30 protein-coding genes are annotated in these 24,127 nt (G+C 62.9%); 14 read left to right on the forward strand and 16 right to left on the reverse strand.

The annotated features are described in order from the left end of the window. Positions 1–100: 100 nt before the first annotated feature. Entirely contained in the window at positions 101–2,212 is a 2,112-nt protein-coding gene (locus LJF34_RS07495; RefSeq protein ID WP_231184256.1) for a PQQ-binding-like beta-propeller repeat protein, read from the forward strand. A 9-nt stretch (positions 2,213–2,221) separates the two neighbouring features. Here the strand turns inward: LJF34_RS07495 and LJF34_RS07500 are convergent, their stop codons facing one another. Beyond that, entirely contained in the window at positions 2,222–3,367 is a 1,146-nt protein-coding gene (locus LJF34_RS07500) for a rhodanese-like domain-containing protein (RefSeq protein ID WP_231184257.1), read from the reverse strand. Between the two features lie 155 nt (positions 3,368–3,522). Between LJF34_RS07500 and LJF34_RS07505 the strand changes: the two genes are divergently transcribed. Next, positions 3,523–4,170, forward strand: coding sequence for a hypothetical protein (locus LJF34_RS07505; protein WP_231184258.1), 648 nt, complete (start codon positions 3,523–3,525; stop codon positions 4,168–4,170). Positions 4,171–4,339: 169 nt separating this feature from the next. Here the strand turns inward: LJF34_RS07505 and LJF34_RS07510 are convergent, their stop codons facing one another. Next, positions 4,340–5,431: an aminopeptidase gene (locus LJF34_RS07510; protein ID WP_231184259.1), complete on the reverse strand. Its 1,092-nt coding sequence runs from the start codon at positions 5,429–5,431 to the stop codon at positions 4,340–4,342. Between the two features lie 39 nt (positions 5,432–5,470). Further along, positions 5,471–6,262 (reverse strand): class I SAM-dependent methyltransferase, encoded by a 792-nt coding sequence (locus tag LJF34_RS07515; RefSeq protein WP_231184260.1) that lies wholly within the window; start codon positions 6,260–6,262, stop codon positions 5,471–5,473. 123 nt (positions 6,263–6,385) lie between these two features. Between LJF34_RS07515 and LJF34_RS07520 the strand changes: the two genes are divergently transcribed. Together LJF34_RS07520 and LJF34_RS07525 are read left to right on the forward strand one after the other, a co-directional pair. Next, the gene (locus tag LJF34_RS07520) at positions 6,386–7,063 is read left to right on the forward strand and encodes an AzlC family ABC transporter permease (protein ID WP_231184262.1); all 678 of its coding nucleotides are present in this window, start codon (positions 6,386–6,388) and stop codon (positions 7,061–7,063) included. Continuing rightward, positions 7,064–7,414 (forward strand): AzlD domain-containing protein, encoded by a 351-nt coding sequence (locus tag LJF34_RS07525; protein ID WP_231184263.1) that lies wholly within the window; start codon positions 7,064–7,066, stop codon positions 7,412–7,414. 70 nt (positions 7,415–7,484) lie between these two features. Here LJF34_RS07525 and LJF34_RS07530 read toward each other — a convergent pair whose 3' ends face one another. Further along, positions 7,485–7,670 (reverse strand): hypothetical protein, encoded by a 186-nt coding sequence (locus tag LJF34_RS07530; RefSeq protein WP_231184264.1) that lies wholly within the window; start codon positions 7,668–7,670, stop codon positions 7,485–7,487. A 92-nt stretch (positions 7,671–7,762) separates the two neighbouring features. Between LJF34_RS07530 and LJF34_RS07535 the strand changes: the two genes are divergently transcribed. Beyond that, the gene (locus LJF34_RS07535; protein ID WP_231184265.1) at positions 7,763–7,969 is read left to right on the forward strand and encodes a hypothetical protein; all 207 of its coding nucleotides are present in this window, start codon (positions 7,763–7,765) and stop codon (positions 7,967–7,969) included. 70 nt (positions 7,970–8,039) lie between these two features. On the opposite strand, the gene LJF34_RS07540 is transcribed toward LJF34_RS07535, so the two are convergent. From LJF34_RS07540 to LJF34_RS07555, 4 genes are all read right to left on the reverse strand, one after another. Then, positions 8,040–8,915 carry a deoxyribonuclease IV gene (locus LJF34_RS07540; RefSeq protein WP_231184266.1) on the reverse strand — a complete coding sequence of 292 codons (876 nt, stop codon included), beginning with the start codon at positions 8,913–8,915 and terminating at the stop codon, positions 8,040–8,042. Between the two features lie 154 nt (positions 8,916–9,069). Beyond that, a complete protein-coding gene (locus tag LJF34_RS07545) occupies positions 9,070–9,879 on the reverse strand; it encodes a biotin/lipoate A/B protein ligase family protein (RefSeq protein ID WP_231184267.1) in 810 nt (269 codons plus the stop codon). 104 nt (positions 9,880–9,983) lie between these two features. After that, positions 9,984–10,460 carry a YbhB/YbcL family Raf kinase inhibitor-like protein gene (locus tag LJF34_RS07550; RefSeq protein ID WP_231184268.1) on the reverse strand — a complete coding sequence of 159 codons (477 nt, stop codon included), beginning with the start codon at positions 10,458–10,460 and terminating at the stop codon, positions 9,984–9,986. Positions 10,461–10,506: 46 nt separating this feature from the next. Then, positions 10,507–10,878 (reverse strand): hypothetical protein, encoded by a 372-nt coding sequence (locus tag LJF34_RS07555; RefSeq protein WP_231184269.1) that lies wholly within the window; start codon positions 10,876–10,878, stop codon positions 10,507–10,509. A 169-nt stretch (positions 10,879–11,047) separates the two neighbouring features. Here LJF34_RS07555 and LJF34_RS07560 point away from each other — a divergent pair, with 169 nt between their 5' ends. Then, positions 11,048–12,334, forward strand: coding sequence for a TIGR00341 family protein (locus LJF34_RS07560; protein ID WP_231184270.1), 1,287 nt, complete (start codon positions 11,048–11,050; stop codon positions 12,332–12,334). Positions 12,335–12,413: 79 nt separating this feature from the next. Beyond that, positions 12,414–12,839 (forward strand): VOC family protein, encoded by a 426-nt coding sequence (locus LJF34_RS07565; protein WP_231184272.1) that lies wholly within the window; start codon positions 12,414–12,416, stop codon positions 12,837–12,839. A gap of 18 nt (positions 12,840–12,857) precedes the next feature. On the opposite strand, the gene LJF34_RS07570 is transcribed toward LJF34_RS07565, so the two are convergent. The 4 genes from LJF34_RS07570 to LJF34_RS07585 all read right to left on the reverse strand — a co-directional run bounded on the left by LJF34_RS07570 (position 12,858) and on the right by LJF34_RS07585 (position 14,622). Further along, complete coding sequence (locus LJF34_RS07570; protein WP_231184273.1) at positions 12,858–13,259, reverse strand: hypothetical protein; 402 nt, start codon at positions 13,257–13,259, stop codon at positions 12,858–12,860. Further along, a complete protein-coding gene (locus LJF34_RS07575) occupies positions 13,249–13,725 on the reverse strand; it encodes a CBS domain-containing protein (RefSeq protein WP_231184274.1) in 477 nt (158 codons plus the stop codon). The genes LJF34_RS07570 and LJF34_RS07575 overlap by 11 nt, the downstream gene beginning before the upstream one ends. 84 nt (positions 13,726–13,809) lie before the next feature. After that, on the reverse strand, positions 13,810–14,208 hold the full coding sequence (locus LJF34_RS07580) for a VOC family protein (RefSeq protein ID WP_231184275.1): 399 nt from the start codon (positions 14,206–14,208) through the stop codon (positions 13,810–13,812). A 63-nt stretch (positions 14,209–14,271) separates the two neighbouring features. Further along, positions 14,272–14,622 carry a DsrE family protein gene (locus tag LJF34_RS07585; RefSeq protein WP_231184276.1) on the reverse strand — a complete coding sequence of 117 codons (351 nt, stop codon included), beginning with the start codon at positions 14,620–14,622 and terminating at the stop codon, positions 14,272–14,274. Positions 14,623–14,741: 119 nt separating this feature from the next. Between LJF34_RS07585 and LJF34_RS07590 the strand changes: the two genes are divergently transcribed. After that, complete coding sequence (locus LJF34_RS07590; protein WP_231184277.1) at positions 14,742–15,077, forward strand: cupin domain-containing protein; 336 nt, start codon at positions 14,742–14,744, stop codon at positions 15,075–15,077. Positions 15,078–15,099: 22 nt separating this feature from the next. Here the strand turns inward: LJF34_RS07590 and LJF34_RS07595 are convergent, their stop codons facing one another. Continuing rightward, positions 15,100–16,239, reverse strand: a complete 1,140-nt coding sequence (locus LJF34_RS07595; protein ID WP_231184278.1) for an aminotransferase class I/II-fold pyridoxal phosphate-dependent enzyme — start codon at positions 16,237–16,239, stop codon at positions 15,100–15,102. Next, complete coding sequence (locus tag LJF34_RS07600) at positions 16,236–16,724, reverse strand: Lrp/AsnC family transcriptional regulator (RefSeq protein ID WP_231184279.1); 489 nt, start codon at positions 16,722–16,724, stop codon at positions 16,236–16,238. The genes LJF34_RS07595 and LJF34_RS07600 overlap by 4 nt, the downstream gene beginning before the upstream one ends. A 53-nt stretch (positions 16,725–16,777) precedes the next feature. Between LJF34_RS07600 and LJF34_RS07605 the strand changes: the two genes are divergently transcribed. Continuing rightward, positions 16,778–16,921 carry a hypothetical protein gene (locus LJF34_RS07605; RefSeq protein WP_231184280.1) on the forward strand — a complete coding sequence of 48 codons (144 nt, stop codon included), beginning with the start codon at positions 16,778–16,780 and terminating at the stop codon, positions 16,919–16,921. A 102-nt stretch (positions 16,922–17,023) separates the two neighbouring features. After that, positions 17,024–18,259, forward strand: coding sequence for an ABC transporter substrate-binding protein (locus LJF34_RS07610; protein WP_231184282.1), 1,236 nt, complete (start codon positions 17,024–17,026; stop codon positions 18,257–18,259). Positions 18,260–18,262: 3 nt separating this feature from the next. On the opposite strand, the gene LJF34_RS07615 is transcribed toward LJF34_RS07610, so the two are convergent. Then, the gene (locus tag LJF34_RS07615; protein WP_231184283.1) at positions 18,263–19,060 is read right to left on the reverse strand and encodes a hypothetical protein; all 798 of its coding nucleotides are present in this window, start codon (positions 19,058–19,060) and stop codon (positions 18,263–18,265) included. 120 nt (positions 19,061–19,180) lie between these two features. Between LJF34_RS07615 and LJF34_RS07620 the strand changes: the two genes are divergently transcribed. From LJF34_RS07620 to LJF34_RS07635, 4 genes are all read left to right on the forward strand, one after another. After that, positions 19,181–19,369, forward strand: coding sequence for a hypothetical protein (locus LJF34_RS07620; RefSeq protein WP_231184284.1), 189 nt, complete (start codon positions 19,181–19,183; stop codon positions 19,367–19,369). Between the two features lie 17 nt (positions 19,370–19,386). Further along, positions 19,387–20,454 carry an endonuclease/exonuclease/phosphatase family protein gene (locus LJF34_RS07625; RefSeq protein WP_231184285.1) on the forward strand — a complete coding sequence of 356 codons (1,068 nt, stop codon included), beginning with the start codon at positions 19,387–19,389 and terminating at the stop codon, positions 20,452–20,454. Between the two features lie 281 nt (positions 20,455–20,735). Then, positions 20,736–22,205, forward strand: coding sequence for a sodium-dependent transporter (locus tag LJF34_RS07630; RefSeq protein WP_231184286.1), 1,470 nt, complete (start codon positions 20,736–20,738; stop codon positions 22,203–22,205). Position 22,206: 1 nt separating this feature from the next. After that, positions 22,207–22,524, forward strand: a complete 318-nt coding sequence (locus tag LJF34_RS07635; RefSeq protein ID WP_231184287.1) for a hypothetical protein — start codon at positions 22,207–22,209, stop codon at positions 22,522–22,524. A gap of 56 nt (positions 22,525–22,580) precedes the next feature. On the opposite strand, the gene LJF34_RS07640 is transcribed toward LJF34_RS07635, so the two are convergent. Next, entirely contained in the window at positions 22,581–23,786 is a 1,206-nt protein-coding gene (locus LJF34_RS07640) for a cytochrome P450 (protein ID WP_231184288.1), read from the reverse strand. Positions 23,787–24,127 lie beyond the last annotated feature (341 nt).

Genomic DNA, 24,127 nt, shown 5'->3' on the forward strand with positions numbered 1-24,127 from the left:
AGCGGACCGACGACTGCAACGGTTTCGGAGGAACGGCAGGATCCTGTTTCAGAGGATTTAATACCTGAATAATAATGTGACGGGGAGTTCGCATTCGACTATGGATTCGCCCTCCAACGACGCGCGACGTGATTTTCTCAAACTGACTGGTGCCGCTATCGGGGCAACCGGATTCGTCGGGACCGTGACCTCCGAGACGGGAACGACGGCGACAAACCGAGCGTGGCCGACGTTTCAACACGATGCGGGAAACACGGGCGTCAGTCCCGACGGGACGGACCCCGGTTCGGGCGCGTGGATAGACTGGAGCGAACGGGTGAGCGACCGCCCGCTTCTCTCGCCCACCGTTGCCGGCGGTATCGTCTACGTTGGCGACGTCACCGGAAAGTTAATCGCCTTCGACACGGACGACCGGGAGATACGCTGGACGACACACGCGAGGGGATTGGAACACGCACCGGCCGTCGTCGGGGAGACGGTGTACGCCGTCGGAACCGACCTCGTCGCGCTCTCCGCCGCCGACGGAACCGAACGCTGGCGATTCGAAGTCGGTATTGCCGAATCGTCCCCCGTGACCGCCGCCGACGGAACCCTGTTCTTCAAAACCAGCGATGTGAACGGGCAGGGGGCCTGCCGGGCGGTCGATGCCGAGACGGGAACGGAACGGTGGAACGTCCGTCTTCCAACGGGAAAGGACGCCGAAATCCCGAGCGCCGAGAACGTCCCCCCGGCGGTCGTCGACGGTGTCGCGTACTTCACGGACAAGGCGACGGTGTACGCCATCGACGCGGAGTCTGGCACACCCCTGTGGCAAACGGCGGTCGATAGCGTCATCAACCACGCGCCAACCGTCGTCGACGGTACCGTCTACGTCAGTGGAACGCGGACGTTCGCGCTCTCGGCCGACGACGGCCATACGGAGTGGAAAACCGACCTCGGCGACTCGGTACGTCTCGACCAGTCGCCCGCCGTCACCGACGACACCGTCGTCGTCACTGACGGCTCTCGGGCGCGGATTTGGGCGCTCGGAACCGACGACGGGGCGATTCGGTGGACGGTCGAAGGAAACGGCGGCTCCGCCGGAACCCCCGTCATCGCGGACGGAACGACCTACGTACCCATCGCCGATGACGATGACGGTCTCGTCGCGCTCGACCTGCACTCGGGCGACCAACGATGGTGGGTGCCGATTCGAAAGCTCGGTAATTCGTCGCTTCCGCCGGCCATAGACGAGGCCATCTACGTGGCCGGACGGGAGGGATTCCTCTACGCCATCGCCGACCCGGAATGGCTCGACTGGCAAGCCGACCAAATCGGGTCGCTCGCGGTCGGTGAAAACGTCTACGTCTCGAACGGGCGTGGTCACTTCTCCGCGCTGGACGCGAAAACCGGTTCGAAACGTTGGCGAGGCGAGGCCGACCGGACCCCGGTCACGGCGAACGGGGTGGTCTATGGAACGGACTGGACCGCCGTCGTCGCCTACTCGCCGAACGGTACCCAGCGGTGGCGCTCCGACCGTTCGAAGAAAATCACCGCCGGACCGGTGGTCACGGACGAAGTCGCCGTCGTCGGCGGAGACGGGTGGGTGACGGCGCTCGATGCGAGCACCGGCGCGTATCGTTGGACGACAGAGAGTGGCTGCGACGACTTCGGCCCGGTCGAGACGCTTTCCGTCCACGGGGAAACGGCGTTCGCAGTTGCTGACGGACGCGTCGTGGCTCTCGACTGTGATGGACGGCAATGGTCCGCCGGAAGCGGCGTCAACACCGTTGCTGTCGACGATGCGGTGTACGTCGGCACGGCGGACAACGAAGTGATCGCCTACGGTTTCGATGGAAGCGAACGATGGCGCGTGGCCCTCGATAACGGGACGGAAGTGACGAATCTCGTCGCGGACGACGGCCTCTACGCCGTGACGACGGCGGTCACGAGTACCGGAACTGATAGCAGGGAGTGGTTGGTCTCGCTCGATAACGGCGAGGAAGCGTGGACCTTCCACCCGAAGTTCCTCCCGTTCGGGTCCCTCTGTGAACCCACCGCCGCGGACGACAAGGTGTACATCGGTGCGAGCGACCGCCGCGTTTACGCGCTTGCAGCGACGGATGGGACGGAACAGGAGCGGTTCGAAACCGGCGGTGAAGTCACCTCCGTCGCGATTTGCGGCGACCGCGTGTACGCGACGAGTGATGGAACCGCCGCGTTCCGGCTGTGAGACTCCCGATTAGGGTGCAGAACAGCGATTCGGCCCCAGTTCGAGTTCGGTCGCTTCCTCCTCGTCTTCGGGTTCGTCCACGCCGCGATTGATGGCGATAACCGTCTCGTAATTCGGCGGTTTCTCCGGAACGTTTTCCGTGAGATGGGAGACGAACTCCGCTTCGGACAACTGGAGCACGTCGAGTTCACGCCGCACGTCGCCAATCGTCGACCGAATCGGCGCAGCGGGGTGACCGTGCGCGAACTGTCCGTCCTCGGTGACGGTGACGTGACCGGGCAGGACGACGACGCTGTCCGGATCGCTCATCAGCATCTTGTGCAGCGAATCGTACTGCATCTCGGCACCTTTTCCGACATCTTCGTCGCCGAACTCCAGTTCGGTTCGTCCGATGGAGTCCACGAACAGGGTATCCCCCGTGAGAACGGCCTCGTCGTTCACGAGATAGCTCGTGATTTCTGAGGTGTGACCCGGCGTGTAGACGGCCTTGATGTCCACCTCACCGACGCGAACCACCTCGTTCCGACCGATTGCATCGTACTCGTATTCGACGCCGCGTTTCCGGGCACGGTCGCCGAGGTGATACGGAACGCCGAGTTCGTCGGCGAGACGGCGACCACCGGAGATGTGGTCGGCGTGGATGTGCGTATCGAACACGTGCGTGATTTCGTAGCCGTGAGCAGCGGCCGCGTCGCGGAACTCGTCGATATGACGGCTCACGTCGATGGCTGCCGCCTCGCTGTCGCTTCCGACGAGATAGCCGAGACATCCCTTCGAACGTCGCTGGATTTGTACGAGTTCCGCATCGCCGCTCGTCTCGATGGGAACGCGTTCGTACACTTGGCTCCACGCTTCCATCCCGCCTTCGACGACTTTTACGTTCTCGAATCCGTGCGCTTCGAGTTCGTCCACGAAGTGCGACGACGAGATACCTTTCGCGCAAATCGTGAAAACCTCGTCCGTTCCGTCGAGCATCGACGCAACCGCCTCCGCGTCGTCCTCCGAAAGCGATTCCTCCGGGCCGAACGGGACGTTCGTCGCACCGTGGATGTGCCACGATTCGAAGCTCGATTCCGGTCGCGTGTCGAGGAGGGCGAACTCCTCGTCGGCGTCCTGCTTGTCCGCCAATTCCTCCGGAGTGATGGCTTCGACCATACGCGACGGTTGGACATCGACGGTGAAAATATTGTTGGGTGTTGGGCTAACAATACAATACAACGGTGCGGTTGGACGACGAGGGGGAACATCTGCCGTTCACCCGTTATCCCGTTCCATCGCACTTATCCACGTCACCCCCGAACCGAACACCGATGGAGCGAAGCGCGGCAATCGAGCGCGTCGAGAAAATCGTCGAAACGGTCGAAAACGACACCATGCCGGTCCCCGTCCGGGAGATATGGGTGTACGGGGACGTCGCTCTCGGACTCGACCCCATCGACCGACTCGACGTGTACGTGACGAAGGACATCCTCCTCCGCGGTGACGACGCGGACCGCGAGGCGGAGTTCGTCGATTCTCACGGCGTGAAGGGCATCGGGAAAACGGTTCGGGCGGAGTGGGCCGAGGAACACCCCGACCTGATTCGAGCGAGCGAGAACGGCTACACCGCCCCGGAGAAGTGTCTCGCGGCCCATCTGCTTCCGGACGACGAACCCGTTCACCTCGAAGTCTGCAATTCGAGTTTCGAGGACAACGTCACCCAACGTTTGCGCGGGGCGATGGCACGCGAGGCCTACGAGCAAATCCTCGACCCACGAGGTGTGTGCCTGTGGGTCGACGGCCAGCGAAGCGAGGAAGCGTTCCGCAAACTACGCGAAGGGGAGTTCGCCTTCCCGACGCTCCCGGGCGCGCTGGAGATGCTCGGAATGGACGAAGGTGAGACCGAGAAAGCAGCACAAGCCGTCGAATCCTACCGACGGCGACAGGAGGGAACGACGGTTCGCGGCGACGTCGTGTAGCGACTGGGCAGTGGCGAACAGGTGGCACGGCTTTTGCTTCGCGCGAGGGAGCGCCACACAACCGCCTCGACCGCTCGCGCGACGGAATTTAGGTCACGCCGGGCTTGGTCTCGGCTTCGTATTTAAAGGCTCGTAGAACGGTCTCCGAAGAACACCTCCATTTCTCAATCTATTTCTCAAACCCGTCCTCAAACCGGAAGGTTCCGTTTCGCTGGACGACTTCCCCGTCGACTTCGATGAACGAGTCTTCGCTCATGTCCACGATCATATCGACGTGGGTGGCGCTCTCGTTGAGGGGTTGTCCGTCGGGGACCGTCTCGCCGATGGCTTGCCCGACGGCGAGGTGAATCGTGTCACCCATCTTCTCGTCGAAGAGCATGTTGTATGTGAACCGGTCGATGTCGCGGTTCATGCCGATTCCGAGTTCGCCGAGTCTGCGCGCACCGTCGTCGGTGTCGAGGACGCCGGCAAGGACCTCCTCGTTCTTCTCGGCGCTGAAATCGACGACCTCGCCCTCCTCGAACTTCAGCCACACGTTCTCCACGATGTTCCCCTGTCGAACGAGCGGTTTGTCGAACAGTATTTCGCCCTCGACGGAGTCGGGGACGGGTGCGGTGAACACCTCGCCACCGGGGAGGTTCTTCTCGCCGTAATCGTTGACGGTTTTCATTCCTTCGACGGACATCGCGAGGTCCGTCGCGTCGCCGGAGACGATGCGTACCTCGTCGGCGGGATCGAGGAGTTCGACCATCCGCTGTTGGTGTTCCCGTTGTTCGTCCCAATCCTTGTTCACCGCGCGGTAGACAAACGCTTCGTAGGCCTCCGTGCTCATCTCCGCCAATTGGGCATCGCCCGGCGCGGGGAACTGCGTCCCGACCCAGCGTTTTCCCATTCGTTCCCGCTGGATGGGTGCGTTGGCGCGCGCTCGTGCGGCGGTCTTCTCGGTAGGGACGTCGCTCGTCTCCGCCGTGTTCTCGGATCCTTTGATGATGATCACCGCGTCCGTCTCCTCCAAGGCCGCCAACGTGTGGTCGAGGAGTTCGATGTCGTCCGCGTCGCAGTTCCGTAAGAACGCCCGGTCCGCCCGCGGGCTTCGCATCGAAAGGGACGGTTTGGCTCCCCGTTCCCCGAGTTTTTCGTACAGCGCGACGGCGAGGTCCTCGGCGACGACAGGGGCCTGAATCTCGACGGTATCGCCCGTCGAGATGCTCACTGAGTGGTCGACGATGACTTCGGCGTGTTCCCTGATTCGTGGGTCCATGTCGGTTACGAGACGCGTTACCGTGAAAACGATTGCAGTTTAGATTCGACCGGCGGTGACGTAGAAGGGAACCACTTCGGCGCGTCGATAGTCGTTTTCCTGCATCTGGCTGACGACGGCGTGGCCCATCTCGCGCCACTCGGTGCGCAGATCCTCGTACTCGTCAGGCGACAACGGGCCGACGAGCGTGTCCCGTTTGTCGGTCAACGCGTCCGCCGTCGCCTTCCGCTTCGCGGCTTCGACGTCGCGGGACGAGTACGGCGGTTCGACCGTCTTCGCGTGGTGGTGCGGTTGGGTGGTGATTCCGTCGAGTCCGGCGGCACGGAAAACCTCGCGCGTTCCCTCTCCGCCGAGCGTGATGTCTGTATTCGTCCCCGCGACGTACGCCTCGCGCGCCCGTCGGGAGAGGGTTCGTTCCGCCGGAACCGTCGATTCGACCGACACCGAGGAGTTGTCGGGTTCGATCGCGGCCACGAGGTCCGAGGAGACGCGGGCGAACTCCCGAACCGCCCGAACCGGGTCGGGGAGGTTGATGAGCAGCGCCTGACAGACCACGAGGTCGAAACAGTCGTCCGGAAACGGCAGGCGATGGGCGTCACCGGCGACGCAGGGGACGAACTCCTCCGCCACGGAGAGGAGGCGCGGGTCGGCATCCGTTCCGACGACTTCGCCCGGCGTCTCCTCCGCGAGGACGCGAGCGAGTTCGCCGGTGCCACACCCGATATCCAGCACTCGCTGCCGGGAATCGAGGTCGAGGTTCGAGAGGGATTCGCGTGAGTCCCACATCCCGTCCCGCGTTCGTCGGAGGTAGTCGGCGGAGAACTCGCGCATCGTGGGTCGAATTTTCGCGGGCGGCGTGAAAAGCGAGGCGGTTCGCGGGGGACAGGTCGGAATACGGAACACAATATCCGGGATACCAACGTTGATACCACACCCAACGCCTACGAGTAGACAGTGTCATCACGTGCTGACTTTCTCGCCGGGGTTCGCGTCGCGCTGCCGATTACACTCGGTATCATTCCGTTCGGGATGGTCGCCGGGGTCGCCGCCGTCGACGTCGGAATTCCGGCGATACACGCCGTCGCGATGTCGGTCCTCATCTTCGCCGGTGCATCGCAACTCGCGGCGACCGAACTCATCGGCCGGAACGCCCCTCTCGCGGTCGTCGTCCTGACCGTCCTCGTCGTGAACCTCAGGATGATGATGTACAGCGCTTCCATCGCGCCGTACTTCGAACGCGAATCGGCGCGGTGGAAAGCGGGACTCTCGTACCTCCTCACCGACCAGGCCTACGCCGTCTCCCTGCTGAAGTTCAGAAACGACGAGACCACCAGCAGACGGTGGTACTTCCTCGGCGTCGGACTGTCGTTGTGGGTCGTGTGGCAGGCCGCCACCGTCGTCGGAATCCTCCTCGGCGCGAGCGTTCCGGAGGGCTGGCACCTCGAATTCACCATCCCGTTGGTCTTCCTCGCCGTGCTGGTTCCGGCGGTCACCGACCGTGCGACGGTAGTCGCGGCGGCCGTCGGCGGCACGACTGCGGTCGCGGCCAACGGCTTGCCGTTCGACCTCGGCCTCGTCGTGGCGGCAGTCGTCGGCATCGCGGCCGGGTACGCCACGGAGGAGGTGGCCTGAGTGTCCCCCGCACCGACCACCGACTTCGACGCGGGAATGCTCTGGCTCGTCATCCTCGCCGCGGGTATCGGCACCTACGCGATTCGCGGGTCGTTCATCGCCCTGTTCGGGCGGTTGGACGACGTTCCCGAGGGAATAGAGCGCGCGCTCAGATTCGTTCCCGCGGCGGTCCTCGCCGCGCTGGTCGTCCCCCAGTTCGTGTACACCGACGGCGCGCTGGCGCTCTCGCTCGACAACCTCCAGTTGTTCGCGGGCGCGTTCGCCGTCGTCGTCGCGTGGCGCACCGAGAACATTCTGGCGACCCTCGTCGCCGGAATGGGCGCGCTGTGGCTGTTGAGCTACCTCGCGTAGTCGTGTTTCGCGCGTACCGCTTTTTTTTGTGTAGTCGCGGCGGGCGTCCCTCGGTGGTCCGTCGGCGGTCCTACGAACTGCCGACGGTTCGCCAAATCGTCGCGGCGAGGGCGATGACGACGCACGCCGCCGCAAGCGCCGTCACGACTGAATTTCCGGAGGAGTCGAATCGCCACCCGAAGGCGAGATAGCCGACGAGTCCGACGAGGAACGCGAGGAGGCCGAGGAGCCGGAGAGCAGGGGATTGGGAACGCATAGCATACATATCGTCGCTTATCCAACAAAAACCTGTCCACGTGGCGGGATGCGGGCGGGACGGTTGTTCGGGTTCGCTTTCGTTTTTCTGCGATGGTTCGAGCGATCGCTGGGAGCGTCCATACCGCTTTCTCCCCCGCCTCCGCATCTGCATCCACACCGCCGTCCGCCCCCGCCTCCGCACCGCCGGAGTCCCCACACCTCCCCGCCAGCGCGGCGATGCGCTCGCCGCTCGCATCGCTCACGACTCGCGGACACGTGCTGGCGCAACCATTCGGTTGTGAAGTGATGCGTTCGTAACGGAGAAAATTCGAATACTCGGAATCGCTGTACGGAGCGTATAGCGCCCTCGAAACGGAGAGACTCGTTTTTACTCGTGGTTCTCCCGCAACTCCTTCACGCGGGCGATGTTCCACGAGAAGCCCTTGCCGTCCTCGGTCGGCGTTTCGAGGACGAGTGGCACGTCTTCGAGTTCGGGGTGATTGATTATCGCGGACATGCCCTCCTCGCCAATGTGGCCCTCACCGATGAGGGCGTGTTCGTCCTTGTTCGTGCCGCACTCGTGTTTCGAGTCGTTCAGGTGGATACACTTGAGGTGTTCGAGGCCGACGACGTCGTCGAACTCCTCGATGGTCTCCTCGACGCCTTCCCGCATGGAGAGGTCGTACCCCGCGGCGAACGCGTGGGCCGTGTCGATACAGACGTCGAGGTCCTGTTCAGACTTGTCGAGTACCGTGGCGAGGTGTTCGAAGTCCCCGCCGAGTTTCGTCCCGCTTCCAGCGTCGCTCTCGATGAGGACGGTAACGCCCTTCGGGATGTCGAGTTCGTCCAGCGCGCTGGCGGCGTTTTCGAGGCCGCCTTCGACGCCCGCGCCGGTGTGCGCGCCGAGGTGGACGTTGACGTATTCGACGCCGAGTTCGTCCGCGGCGTCCACCTCGGTCTGCATGCTGGCGATGGATTTCGCCCGGAGGTCGTCCTTCGGGGTGCACAGGTTGACGAGGTACGAGGAGTGGATGACCCACGGGCCGTCGAGTTTCTCCTCGGTTTCGTCCGCGAAGAGGGCGGCCTCGTCGTCGCTGAGGTCCGGGTCCTGCCACACCTGCGGCGAGGTGGTGAAAATCTGCCCGCAGTTGCCGCCGAACGTGACCTGCCGACAGACCGCGTTCGCGATGTTGCCGTGCGGTGGTGTCGTTTCATCGCTCGTGACCTTCGAACTGGAGATGGAAACGTGTGCGCCGACTCTCATATTCACTGCCTACGGTTCGGAGGAGAAATGTACTTCGAAGCGTCGGCGACAGATCCGGCAGGTTTCGCCACTTCTTCGACCCGGGTCGTTAAATCAGTTGCCTGAGAGTAGTTCGTCAGCGCGGCGAAGACGGGACAGTTTGCGGCGGAGAAGGTTACGCCGTCGGATCCTCGCGCCGCCTCGTCCACGCGTCGCTTCCGAACTTCGCCTTCGCGTGGTCGCGTGCGCGTGACAGTTCGTCGTCCGTCCACGACCCTTCCGCGGCGTCACCCCAGTCGCGGAGGGCGTCCTCGACGGCCGTAACCGCGTCGTCGCGGTCGATGCTGACCTCCTCGTTGATGGTCGTCACCCGTTCGTGGAACTCCGCCGCCGACGTTTCGGGGTTCGAAAACGTCGAGAGGTGACGCTTCGCGTCGAGGGCGAACTTCAGCGAACCGTGTTGGATGACCGCGTCCTTCCGGCGATACTGTGCGTTTCCGCTGATTTTCCGCCCGTTCGCCACCACGTCGTGGGCGGGGTGCAGTTCCCGGAGGTAACACGCCGGTTCGTGGATGACGGGGAGTTTCTCCTCGGTGAACCCGGCATCGACGCCCATCCGCTCGAACGCGTCGAAAATCGGCCCACAGAGGAGTTCGTACGTCTCCATCAGGTCGCCCGGCAGTTCGTCCGCGGGGGCGATGACGGAGTAGGAGATGTCGCCGTAGTTGTCGTGATAGATGCCGCCGCCGCCAGTCGGCCGCCGGGTAACGGTGATGCCTTCCTCCTCGCAGAACGCCCAATCCACCGTCTCGGGTTCTTGCCGGTAGCCGAGCGACAGCGTACTCGGGTCCCATCGGTACACTCGAAGGGTTCGTGGCCCGCCGTCGGCGGCGGTTTCGGCCGCGATTTCGTCGATCGCCATGTTCATCGGGCCGTCCCACGATTCCTCTCGAACGAGTCGCCAGTCCCTGTCCGCCAGCGTCATGCCACCGTGTTCGCATGGCTGAACGAAATCGGTTACGGACGACGGACCGGCGAAAAGACGGCGAGAAAACGGGAATCCGGCGACGATTGGGACGAACGAAGCCGCTACGACCGCTCGAAAGTCCCGGTGAAACGGTCCTCCACCATCACGTGCCCCGCGAGCGCGTCGTCCAACTCCCGTCGCGGCGCACCCGGAGACAGGTCCAGCATTTCATCGACGGCGATCAGTCGAAACCGATACCCGTGAGGGCCGTGGCCCTCGGGCGGACGTGGACCGCCGTAGCCCACGTCGCCGAAGTCGTTCCGCCCCTGCGACGCGTCGCCGAGGGTCGTGACCGTCTCCGTCGTCGGCACGTCCTCCGGGATTTCGACGGTGTCCGGCGGCAGGTTCCACATCGTCCAGTGGGTGAACGTCGTGTTCGGCGCGTCCGGGTCGTCGACGATTACGGCGAGCGACGCCGCGTCGTCGGGTGCGCCGCCGATAGTCAGTTCCGGTGAGACGTCCGCGCCGTCCTTGGTGAACTTCTCGGGGATCTCCTCGCCGTGCGTGAACGCCGACGTTCGAATCGAGAGGTCGGTCATACGTCCCACATCCGGTTCGCGTTTCAATAGGGATGGCGGCCGGGGGTCACTCCACCGTCTGCCACAACAGGAAGAGGACCACGATGAGCAGGAGTTGAACGAGTTTGTCCACGAGGCCGAGCGGTTCGTACACGTTCGGCCAGCGCAGGCCGAAGTACGCGGCGAACTGGATGCCGGTGTACGCGATACCGACCGGATAGAGAACCCGTCGATTGAACCCCATCCAGAGGAGGACGATGGCCCCGAAGAAGCCCAATCCCGCCAAAATGAACAGGATTCCGAATATCCCTTCGCCCAGGTCTTCTACCCCTTCGTAGAGGTGAATGAGACCGGTAATCGCGGCGAGGAGGATGCCGACATAATCGAGCGACGTCAGTCCGTCTGTGTCGTCGAACCACGAACGAGTTTCGGTCGCCATATGGGCCGAGCAACCCCGAGCGTGTTAGGGATGACGGCCATCGATGTACCACCGACCGTTCACGATGTTGGTTTACCTGTCCACGTGGCGAAAACCGTCGTCGTGAAGGTGTAATCGGGAACACGAAACCACACAACCAGCTAAATATTCTCCCGTCGTAACAGGTCATATGCGTCTCGTGCAGATTCTCGTCCCTCGCGGCAGACGGACGGACGTCCTCGACGTGCTGGACGAGGAGGGGGTAGACTACGCCGTGTTCGACGAAACCGGACGGACGGAGTTCTCCGCGCTGGTCACGTTTCCGGTACCGCCGAGCGCCGTCGAACCCATCCTCGAAAAACTCCGCGATGTGGGCATCGAGGAGGACGCCTTCACGATCGTTTTACAGCCGGAAACGGTCGTTTCGAGGCGAATCGGCGAACTCAAGCGGCGGTATGCCGGAGTGAACATCGCCCGCGAGGAACTCCGCGACAGGGCGGCCGAGATGGCTCCCGACCGCTCGACGTTCTTCTCCATGACGGTCATCAGCACCATCATCGCGGCGACCGGGCTCTTGCTCGACTCGTCGGCCGTCATCATCGGCGCGATGGTCATCGCACCCCTGATGGGTCCGGCGATGGCCGCGAGCGTCGGAACGGTCGTGGACGAACCCGATTTGGTGTCGCGGGGCGTCTGGTACCAGATTACCGGCCTGCTGGTCGCCATCGCGAGCGCGGCCCTCTTCGGCTTCCTCGTTCAGGGAACCGTTCTCATTCCGCCCGGTCTCGACATCCGAACGATTCCGGCGATAACGGAGCGATTCACGCCGAACTTCCTGTCGTTGCTGTTAGCACTCGGCGCGGGCGCGGCGGGCGTCATCAGTCTGATGCGCGGTGCCGGATCGGTCATCGTCGGCGTGATGATCGCCGTCGCGCTGGTTCCACCGGCCGCCACCGTCGGCCTCGGAATCGCGTGGCTCGAATTCGGGGTCGTGTTGGGCGGCACCGTGAACGTCCTCGTGAACCTCCTCTCGATAAACCTGACCGCGCTGGCGCTGCTGTGGGTGTCCGGGTATCGCCCCGAACGGGTGCGCTCCGTCGGGGAAGCGCGCTCCAGAACGCTCGTGCGAATCGGGGTCATTCTCGTCGCCATCGCGGTTCTCTCGCTCGGATTGGGACTCGTCACCTACGGAACGAACCGCACGACGGTCTATCAGGAGCAGGCGAACGGCGAAATCCACTCGCTGTTCGACGGGGAGGACGCACCGTACGCGGACTACCAACTCGTGGACTCCTCGGTGACGTACCGACCGCTGGATTTCTATCAGGGGGGACCCGCCCACGTTCGAATCGTCACCGACCCACCGGGCCGGCCGCCGGACGACATCGCCCAGAGGATCGACCGCGACATCACCCGACGGACGGGACAGCAAACGACCGTCGAAGTGGTGTTCGTGCAATCGCAAGAATCGACGTAAAGCGCGGTCCGGCGCTCCGGTCTGGGATTCGTTCGCCGGTCGGCAGTGATTTGGTGGCGCGGACACGACGTCGGCCGTGATGACCGACGCTTCCTCGCCGGATTCCTCCCCGACCGGACTCCTTCACCACGTCGAACTGTACGCGAGCGATTTCGACGCCTCGAAATCGTTCTGGGGATGGTTGCTTACCGAACTCGGTTACGACGTGTATCAGGATTGGGACGGCGGGCGGTCGTGGAAACGAGCGGACACCTACATCGTTCTCGTGCAGGCGGACGAGAAATTCACGAACGAACCGTACCACCGCCGTCGGCCGGGATTGAACCACCTCGCGTTTCACGCCGAATCGCGCGACCACGTGGAGGAGTTGACGCAAAAATTGCGTTCCCGGAACGTCCCGATTCTGTACGAGGACGACCACCCGTTCGCGGGCGGCGACGACCACTACGCCGTTTACTTCGAGGACCCGGAGCGAATCAAGGTCGAACTCGTCGCGCCGGAGTGACCGCTCGGGTGCTTCCGCCTACTCGCGTTCCCAGATGACGGCTTCCTCGGCGTCGATGGTCGACGTTTCGGGGTCGAACCCGTCGGCCGGACGGTCGTGTTCGTCGTATTCCCAGTCGTCCGTCCCCGAGAACCACGTCAGCGTGAAGAGGCAGTCCTCCGTCGGATAGTAGGTGACGACGCGCTCTTCGAGTATCGTGATTACCGTCGCGTTCAGCGGTTCGTCGGCGTCGGGAACGTTCGCGTCGGTGATCGGAACCCTCCCGACGATCTCGTCGCCGTTGACGAACGAGTCCCGCGTCGTGGAGCGCGGATTGACGACCGGCACCGATATCTCCACCACCTCGTGGTCGCTCCCCTCGCTCGGTTCCCGTCTGCGGCGCAGGATTTCGACGCCGCGTTCGGGCGTCTCATCCCTCATGGTCGGTCGGCCCTTCCCGTTCGATGACGTCCGTGATGCTTCGGAGTTCCGCACTGACCCGCTCGGACTCGCCGGCGATGTGGACTATCACGTCGTCCAACGCGACGATGCCGACGACGTCCCCGTCCTCGACGACGGGAATTCGTCGAGCGATGGCATCCCGCATCCGTTCGAGTACCGCGGGAAGTTCATCGTCCGGGGAAACCGTCAACGGGTCCGTCGTCATCACGCTCCGGGCGGGAACGTCCGTCGGCGCGATTTCCCCTTCGAACACGTTCCGGTCCCTGTTTTCCGCCAGCAGTTCGACGGCGAGGTCGCGGTCGGTGACGATTCCTCGAAGTTCGCCGTCCTCCGCGACGATCACGCTTCCGACACCACGGCTGAACATCGTGTTTCCGATGTCCTCGATGTCGGCGTCGGGACTGACGCTAACGATTTCGCTTCGCATGATGTCTCTCACCCCCATGACGTACACACGTCCGGGACTCCCGGCGAAAAGCGTTGTTGCCGATTCCGGTGGATGAAGGGACGGGCCGAGTCGAGACGCCCGTCAGGCGGAATCGGCGACCTCCGCGAGGACGATTTTGGTGCCGTACAGGTCCTCGAAGTGGACGTGAACGCTACCTTCGTCCGACGTCGGTTCTCCGAGGAACGTGACGCCTCGGTCGGAGAGCGTCTCGTATGTTCCCCGGCAGTCGTCGGTGTAGAAGACGAACGCCGGTTGGTCGCCGGTCTGCTGGCCGACCAGCGCGCGTTCGTCCTCGCCGACGGGTTCCATCAGCCAGATACCGACCGAAGATCGTTCCGACCGACCGATGTGAACCGCCCGATAGCCGTCCTCCAGTTCGTCGTCGTAGAGCACCTCGAAGCCGAGCGTGTCGGTATAAAACTCGATGGCATCGTCGTAGTCGTCCACCAACAGCGTCGTGCGGCCGATTTCGGTTATCATGAGCGTGCAGAAAGAGGTACGATAGAGAGATAACGCTGTGCCGTCCGTGGTGAAAGTGGTCGATTACGGGGCTTTGATGTATCCGTACCCCTCGGCCTGTAGTCTGGCGAGTTCGCCGGAGCCGGAGGGGACGCCCTCGACGCCTCGCAGCAAGTCGTCGTCAGTCGCGCCCATCCCGCGGAGCGCGTTCCGACACGCGCGGAGTTCGACGTCGTAATTCCGCAGTTCGTTCACGAACTCCTCCAGCGCGGTGGTCGCCTCGACGAACATGCGGACGCCGGCACCGTTGGCGAGAACGACCACGTGATCTCCGGGTTCGGAGACGCTCTCGTCGGCGACGAGGTTCAGGGTGTTCGCGATGGCTTCGCGCTGCTCGTTCGGGTCGGGACTCGAAACGTGAACGACGGTGTTCATGCCACCGCGGACGTCGCGGGAGTCGATAACCAGAGTACGAATTCGTCAGACGTTTTCGCACCGGAACATTGGCAACTGTTAACATAGTCGGTGGCCACGTACCAACGGGGGAAACACGTATGAGCGATTCATCGACGCCGGAGTACAGTCCGTTCGTCACGCCGGAGAGTTCGGGCGAGCGAATGGGGTTCGAGGGGTGTGACGTTCACGTTGTCCACCACGACCCCGGAACGGAGCGGGAGGAACACACCCACGGGGAAGAACACATCATCTTCATCCGGTCGGGGCGGATGGAGTGGAGCGTTGACGGCGAAGCGCGCGAAACCGGACCGGGGGACACCGTCGTCACGCCGGCCGACGTGCCGCACGGGTGGAAGGTTCTCGGCGACGAAGCCTCGCAGGTGGTCTGTGTCACCGCCCCGCCGGAACCCGAAAGCGAACCCGGCGAACGATAAGAGGTGTTCCGTCGTCCGCGCGTTACCGCCCGCGAACGAACGTTTCGATTCGGTTCATCGCCTCGCGCAGTTCGCCCATTCCGGTCGCGTAGGAAGCCCGGAAGTGGCCCGCGCCGCCCTCGCCGAAGGCGCTTCCGGGCACGACGGCGACGCCCTGTTCTTCGAGGAGTTCCTCCGCGAACGCCTCGTCGTCGCCACCGCACGCGGGGAAGGCGTAGAACGCGCCGCTGGCCTCGAAGCAGCCGAGGCCCATCTCGTCGAACCGCGAGAGGACGAACCGGCGACGGCGGTTGTACTCGTCGTGCATCTCGACGACGCTTCCCTCGCAACTCCGGAGCGCTTCCAACGCCGCGTACTGGGCGGTCACGGGAGCGGAGAGCATCGAATACTGATGAATCCGGTTCATCGCGGCGATGGCGTCGGACGGACCGAGCGCGTAGCCCAATCGAAGTCCCGTCATCGCGTACGCCTTCGAGAAGCCGTTGAACACGATGGTTCGCTCGCGCATGCCGGGGAACGTCGAAATCGACGTGTGGTCGCCGCCGTAAGTCAGCGCGGCGTAAATCTCGTCGGAGAGGACGAACAGGTCGTGTTCCCGAACGAACTCCGCGACCTCCGCGAGCCCCTCCCTGCTCATCGTCGCGCCGGTCGGGTTGTTGGGATAACACAGCATCAGCGCGTCGGCGTCCGCCGCACCCGCGGCTTCCAGCGCGTCGTAGGTGAGCGCGAAGCCCTCCTCCGCCCGCGTCGGAACCGCCAGCGGTTCGCCGCCCGCGAAGACGACGCCGGGGACGTAGGAGATGTACGACGGCTGGTGAACCGCCACGGTGTCGCCGGGGTTCACGAGCGCCCGCATCGCCACGTCGATGGCTTCGCTCGCGCCCGCCGTCACTAAAATCTCGTCGTCCGGATCGTAATCGAGGTCGTAGCGCTCCACGTGGTCCGCGATGGCCGTCCGCAGATCGCGGCGGCCGCGGTTCGCGGTGTAGGACGTTCGTCCCCGCTCCAGTGCGTCGATTGCGGCCGTTCTGGCGGCCCACGGCGCGGAGAAGTCCGGTTCGCCCACGCCGAGCGAGATGACGTCGTCGCGCTCCTCCGCGAGTTCGAAGAAGCGACGAATTCCCGAAGGAGGGACCTGTTGAACTCGATCGGCGGGTTTCATGGCGAAACCGAGAGACGGTCGTCGTCGTCGCGGTCCTCGAACTCGATGCCGCGTTCCTTGTACGTCTCCATCACGAAGTGCGTCACCGTCTGTGTCACCTCCGGGATGGGCGCTATCTGCTCGGAGATGAAGTTGGACACGTCGTGCATCGACTCGCCTTCCACGTCGACGGCGAAATCGTAATCCCCGCTTATCAACCGCAGCGAGACGACCGCCGGGAATTTCGCGATTCGACGCGCTATCTCCTCGTAGCCGGTTTCCCGGTCGAGTTCGACGTTGAGTTCGACCTCCGCTTGCACGTGTTGGTCGTCGATGTTGTGCCAGTCCACGACCGCCTGATAGCCGCGGACGACGCCCTCCGATTCGAGTTCGGCGACCAGCGATTCCACTTCCGACTCCGACAGGTCGGTCTGTCGTGCGAGGTCGGCGGTGCTCTCGCGGGCGTTCGACAGGAGCAGTTCCAGTAGTTCCCGTTTCGACTCCATAGCACCCCTTTCTGGACGGGAGCACAAGTAGTTTGGTCGATCATGACAACTTGATGTCTAGACACGAGGAGTTACAGTTCGACCTGTTCGACCGGGCGGGCTACCGCCGGGTGCGGGAGGAAACGGTCGAAAAGGAACGCGACGGGCGCGAGATATCGCTCCCGGTGTCGGTGATGGAGAAATCACTCGACATCTGAGGCAACTCACCGCGACACCCGTGCCGGTTTTCCGCTATCTCGACGCCACGTTTTCCGCGAATCAAAAGTTACTAACCGCTGTTTAGGCATACCTAAAGTCGTATGACCGGAACACCACCCACTCCGTCCCGACGCGACTATCTCCGGGGCGGCGGTGCGCTCGTCGCCGGCAGTCTGCTCGCCGGTTGTAGCGGCAATGGTTCGAACGCGGAATCCGAAAAAACGTCGGACGAAAGTACGACCGACGAAGGAACGTCGGCGGGGGCCGGGGAAACGACGACGAAGGACGGCGGTCCGTACTCGGTGTCGATGGCGCCGATGGGGGACGTCGAGTTCGAGAGCGTCCCGGAAAGCGCGTTCGTGCTTTTCCCGCAGTACGCGGACATGGCGGTCGCGCTCGGCCACGGCGACGCCGTGAACTCCGTCTACGTCCCCGAGATGTCGGGCAAGACGATGAACACCTACTACGACCGACTCGACGGCGTCTCCTTCGAGTGGAAAGGTCTGCCCGACCCCTTCGGGAACGGCATCAGCAAGGAACTGCTCTACCAACTCGACAGCGACGTTCACTTCCTCGACCCGGCGTATCTCTCCACGCAGAAGGGATGGTCGAAGTCGGACATCGACAAAATCGGGAACTCCCTCGCACCGTGGTTCGGCAACTTCTACAGCGGAACGAACGGCCAACCGCCGAAGGAGTACCGCAACGGATACCAGTACTACGGTCTCTGGGACATGTTCGGCAAGGTGGCGTCGGTATTCCAGGAGCGAGAACGCTACGACGCGCTCGCGAAGATCCACTCGAACGTGCTTTCGACCATCGAGGAAAAGCTCCCGCCGAAGTCGGAGCGTCCGACCGCCGTCCGCGTCACCTTCAGCGACGGCAAGTTCTACACGTACCACCTCAACAAACCCGGCTACTGGTTGGCGGACACGCGCCCGTTGGGTGCCAAGGACGCCTTCGCGGACGAGGACTGGGGAAGCCTGTGGGGAACCGTCGATTACGAGACGATGCTCGAAGTCGACCCGGACGTCATCCTCCACCTGTGGGGAATCTCGCCGGGCTACTACGTGGACGAGATGGAGAAGAAGATACGGAATCACCCCGCCGGAGGGAAGCTCTCGGCCATCGAGAACGACCGCTTCTACGCGGCCGGGATGCGGTATCAGGGGCCGATTATGAACCTCTTCCAGTTGGAGATGACCGCGAAACAGCTGTATCCCGATCGGTTCGGCGCGTGGCCGGGGTACGAGAAGGGAAAGCCGTACCCGGAGATTCCGAAGGAAGAACGGCTCTTTGACCGGAAGAAGCTCGCCGCCATCATCACCGGAAAGTAGCCGTCACCACCAGCCGGGGCCGTCATCCGCGGGTTCCGGTTTCGTCCCATATAGCGCGGCCGAGTGAATCTCGACGGGACTCCACGGTTCGAAGTCTCCTTGACCACACATGTTCCACCACCGTTCTTCCTCTCGATTCCAGTAGACGCCGTTGAAGTTGAGTTCCGGGCAGTACCACGTCCCCGTCGTGTCCATGATGAGATCGACGCCCCACGTCGCCTCCGAAAATTCGGCCGCGATTCGCTCGGCGTACCGACGCGGGGTGGAGAGGTCCACGCTCCGAATCACGGGGCCGAGGTAGTCGTAGGCATCGTCACAGACGTTCTTCGCCCGTTCCGCGGTCGGCGGCGTGTGGCCCAAAACCTCCCCGTCGTCGACGAAGAATCGAACCGATGGATGGCAGGTGTGGGTCGGATGGACGCAGAAATCGAAGTCGAGCCACTCGCGTACGACGAGTCCGCCGCCGTGCGGCCAGCCCTGTTCGCCGTTCTGCGTGAGCAGGGACTCGATCACCCGGTCTATCACGTCCGCCTCGGGGCGGTAGATGAACGACCCGTCGCGGAGCCGAACCGTGGCGGCCTTGACCTGCGTCCGAACGAACGCTCGGTCGAACTCGTTTTCTTCCAAGAACGCCAGAACCGCGTCCGTGTCCCAACGGATGTCTTCGTCGTCCGTTTCGAGCGGAACGAACGTCGTCTTCGGAACCGGAACGTCGAGTTCCCGGAGACGGGACCAGTAGCTATCGAAACGACAGCGTTCGTCGGCGAAGTCGGCGAAATAGAGCGAGACGGGGGAGGACATGAGGGGGCGTTCGATAGCTGGTGACTTCACGGTGTCGTGACCATGACATCGTCTGTCAGCTGTAAATCAGCGGCCAACTCCGCCAAAAAGGCATTATGATGGCGTGTGGTATGAGATAACGTGCCAGAAGGATACATCTGCGACGAATGCGGTGATTTTCTCACCGTCAAACCCCACTCGCTGTTCCGATACGGTCCGGGCGGAACTGAACAGGACCGCGAGTTCACGTTCTGTGAGGAGTGTGCACCCGACATCGTCAAGGAGCACGGGTGGTCACCGCCGAGTCGTGAGGAAGGACACATAGAGTAAGCGAAACGGTGATTCACATGGGGGAGTACGTCTTCGCTCAGTACAACGTCGAGCGGCTGACCACCGAGAAGGTTCAACGGACCGGCACCCCGCAACTCGAGGCGGCCGCCGAGATGATTCAACGGTCGCCGACGCCTGACGTGCTTCTCGTGAACGAGATGGACGACAACACCGTCCAAGGGTGGGAAGGCAGACACAACGCGACGGCGTTTCTGGAGGACTATCTACGCGAACCCCAAGCCCCGGACGTCGAAGGTGTCGATTTCGAGGAGTGGGTGGCACCGCGATGCAACACCGGCATCCCGAGCGGGATGGACGTCGGCAAGGACGGAATCGGCGTCGAACCGGGGACGGACGCGTACGCCCGGGATTGTTTCAGTTATGCTCCCTATCCGGGGCGGTATTCGATGGCCCTGTACAGTCGGTATCCTATCCAGCGGGACGAAATCAGAACCTTTCGGGAGTTTCTCTGGAACGACCTTCCCGATAACCGTATTCCGACCGACTCGAACCGTGACCTGTATCTCACCGACGATGACCGGAACCGTTTCCGACTCCCGGCGAAGACGATTGCGGACGTCCCGATAGCGCTTCCCGACGGCGAGGTTCACGTCGTAATCGCACATCCGTCGCCGCCGCTCGCCGACGGCATGGACACGCTCAACGCCCCGCGGTGTCACGACGAGATCCGTTTTCTCGGGGATTACATCGACGGTGCCGAGTATCCGTACGACGATGCTGGTCGCAAAGACGGTCTGCCGGACGGTGAACGGTTCGTCATACTCGGGGACCTGAACGCCTACCCGGGTGAGGCGGTGACCGACGACGCGGTCACGAGACACCTCCTCGAAAACCCACGAATCGGGTCCCTGACGCCGTCGAGTCCGGGCGGGCGTGAACGCAGCGCGCCGCACGCGACCGGACTCCTCTCACGTGGACCCGCGCGAGTAGACTACGTTCTTCCGTCAAACGGGTTCGACGTCTCGGCTTCGGGAGTCGAATGGCCCGCGGCCGACGAACCGCATCGGGAGATTGCCGAGCGAGCGTCCGACCATTTTCCGGTGTGGGCGGTCGTCGCGGACTGACCGTACTCGATGCAAACGGTGCGAGCGATTTCACGACACGGTCGGGAACCTCACCGGTGCAAAATCCATCGGCGCTATTTCGTATATCGTTATAGAATATATCGAGGCGCGTTTCGGTAATTCCCCACCGAAGGACGGTTCGAGCGCCGACCTTTCCTCCGATGGATATGCAGTTGTCGATATATCTGTAGTCCATAGTATAAGGAAGGAAATTTGAGCAGAAAATACCACGGCGACCGTATCCCTATAAGTTTCTCCCGCCCGTCGGAACCGCCGTAACCATGTCAGATGCTAGCGCACGGACTGTTCGGGAGCAGTGGGGGAGCAGGTTCGGCTTCCTCATGGCGATGCTCGGTGCGATGGTCGGCGCGGGAAACATATGGCGGATGCCGTTCACGACGGGAGAGAACGGGGGTGGTGCGTTCCTCGTGGCGTACGTCATCCTCCTGTTCCTTATCGCCGTTCCCGGCCTGATGGCCGAGACGGTGTTCGGGTCCTACACGGATCGGGGCGTCATCGGTGCGTTCAAATCCGCCTTCGGCGAGGGTCGGGCGGAGGGACTCGGGTTGGTCGTCGTCCTCGTGAACATCGCGCTGATGTCCTACTACGCGCCCATCATCGGGTGGACGCTGTACTACGCGGCCCACTCGCTCCTCTTGACCTTCTCGCAAACCGGCTTCGCGTCGGGGGCGTTCTGGGACTCGTTTTCCGGATCGCCGATGCTCACCGTCGGGATGGACACCATCGCGATGGCGGCGACGGGCGGCGTCCTCCTGTTCGGCATCAAGGACGGCATCGAGCGCGTCGTCAAGTGGATGATTCCGTTCCTCGTCCTCGCGCTCATCGCGATCGGAATCAAGGGACTCACGCTCCCCGGTTCGATGGACGGACTCGCGTTCGCGTTCACCCCGAAATGGGAGTATCTCAGTAAATCGTCCACGTGGATCGCCGCGCTCGGACAGGCGCTGTTCTCGACCGGTCTGGGCTGGGGGATTGCACTTACCTTCGGGAGTTACCTCAGCAAGAACGACGACGTACCCCTTGGCGGCGGGGTGTTCACCGCCATCGGTAACACGAGCATCGGACTGCTCGCTATCTTCGCCACCTTCCCGGCGGTGTTCGCGTTCGGCCTCGAACCGAGCGCCGGTTCCCAACTGGCGTTCGTCGCGCTCCCCAAAGTGTTCGGAAGCATGGCGGGCGGGCAGGTCTGGGCCATCCTGTTCTTCGTCGGCTTCCTGTTCGCGACGTTCTCGTCCGGACTCGCCATCACGGAAGTCGCGGTGACGACGATTTCCGAGGAGACGAGATTAAGCCGGAAGAGCACCGTGCTCGCGGTCGTCGGTATTATTTGGCTGCTCAGCCTACCGAGCGCCTATTCCGGGGACTTCCTCAACACGATGGACTTCATGTTCGGGAACTGGGGCCTGCCGCTCGCGACCCTGCTCATCATCCTGACCGTCGGGTGGAAACTCGAAGCCGAACCCATGCGCGTCATCGCGCTCAACCGCAATTCGGACATCCACGTCGGCAGATGGTGGGTCGGCATCATCAAATACCTCATCCCGATAGTGATGGTGTTGATAATGGTCATATACGTCGTAACATACATGAGCAAATCGCTGGCCCAGACGGTCGGTGGCGTCGTGCTGATGGCCGTCCTGCTCGTCGGTTCCGTCCTCATCATGGGCGCACTTCGCGGCCGCGGAGGCTCGCGTGAAGCGCCGGAAACTGCCACAGGAGGGGGTGACTGAGATGGCACTCTCGATGATCACGTGGGTGGTCATGCTCGGTGCGATCACCGTCCTCTGGGGAACCGCGGTCTGGGCGCTCGTCCGTTCGCTCCGGGACGAGGACGAGAAGCTCGAACTGCTGAACGAACAGGGGGAAATCGACACCTACTCGCCGCGCTCCTTGACGGAGCTACGAGAGTGGATACGCGACAACCCCAGCGACAAACACGCGTCCGAGGCTCGCAACCGGTACAACGAGTGCGTCGAGACGCTCCAGCGCATCGATACGACGTTTTACGACTGGAATCGGGAGGAAATCGACTCGCTGGAGAAGCTGTAGCGGCACGAAAGCCGATTTTCGAACCGCAGAGGGGGGTCATCGGGGGCCGATTCGACTCATTCGACGCGACAGGGGAGCGATTCGAGTCCGTACAGAATCTGGCTGGGAACCGGTTTCTTCGTCGCTTCGGTGGGTTCGACGGTGTCGAACCGTTCGAGCAGGGCTTCGAGCGCTACATCCGCTTCGACGCGCGCGAGCGGGGCCCCGAGGCAGTAGTGGATACCCTTCCCGAACGCGATGTGTCGGTTCGGGCTTCGTTCGGGCCGGAACTCGTCGGGCGTGTCGAACACGTCGGGGTCGCGGTTCGCGGACCCGACCCACGCCGAAATCAGATCACCGGATTCGATGGTTTTTCCACCGAGTTCGACGTCGCGGGCGGCGACGCGGCGAAGCGACTGCACGGGGGAGCGGTATCGAAGCACCTCCTCAATGGCCCGTTTTCGGTCGATACCGCCGGTCCGAACGGCATCGGTCACGTCGTGTTCGTCGAAACACCAGACTGCGTTCGTGATGAGGTTCGTCGTGGTGATGTTGCCCGCGGTGAGAAGGAGCATACAGAACCCGATCTTCTCGCTTCGTTCGAGGTCGTCGCTGGTCGCGGCGAGCGTGACGAGGTCGTCGCCGTCGCCGTCGGCCCGTTCGTCGAGGAGGTCGGCGAAGTAATCGCTCATCTCGCGGGAGGCCCGCTGGCGATTTTCGCGATTTTCCTCTATCGCCGCTTCCGTCTCGTCGCGTGGGCTGGCGACGAGCGCGTCGGACCACGCCTTGAACTGGTCGCGGCGGTCGGCGGGGATACCGAGCAGTTCCGCGATGACGGTCACGGGAAACGGATACGCGAAATCGCCGACGACCTCGATTCGATTTTCGTCCTCGATAGCGTCCAGAAACTCGTCCGCCAACTCCTCGATTCGGGGTCGGAATTCGCGTATCGTCCCCGGCCGAAACCGTTCGTCGACGAAGCCACGAAGACGGTCGTGTTCCGGCGGTTCCGTGTTTATCATCGTCCGGTTGAACGCCTGGTCGTCGTCGAACGACACCTCGGTGGCGTCCCGCACGCCCGACGTGAAGGAGTCGTGATCGGAGAGAACCCGGTCGACGTCCTCGTATCGGAAGACGTCCCAGATGTTGCGACGTTCGTCGTACCGTATCGGTGCATCCCGGCGCATCTCCGCGTACCAGTCGAACGGTGCGAGTTGTCGCTCTCTGTCGCGCAGTTCCGTTGGAGGTCGGAGGGCCGCGTTCGGTTTGTCGGGGGAGTCCATCGACTGAATGATCGTTCAGTCAGTTTGTAGGTTTTTCGGTCGAGACGCTTTTCGGAACGAACGGCGTCGAAGCCCCACAGTTGCTCGTCGATATCGCGCGTTTCGGAGGGAAGGCGGCGACTGACTGATCGGTTACCCCGCTGTCTTCTCCGTTTTCCTCTTTTCACGACCATACGGTCGAACCGCCCTTGTGCCGAGGGTGATGGTGAGGTCGTGAAACGGTCTGCCGAGATCGTCGGCCTTCGATCAGAAGATGGCACGCGTGATTGGGAATCGAATCGTCCGTCCGTATTCGACAGTCGAACGATCATTCAGCGGACATAGAATAAATTTGTTAACAC

Origin of the sequence: Haladaptatus sp. DYF46 (genome assembly GCF_021083305.1) — an archaeon.
Lineage (GTDB): Archaea > Halobacteriota > Halobacteria > Halobacteriales > Haladaptataceae > Haladaptatus.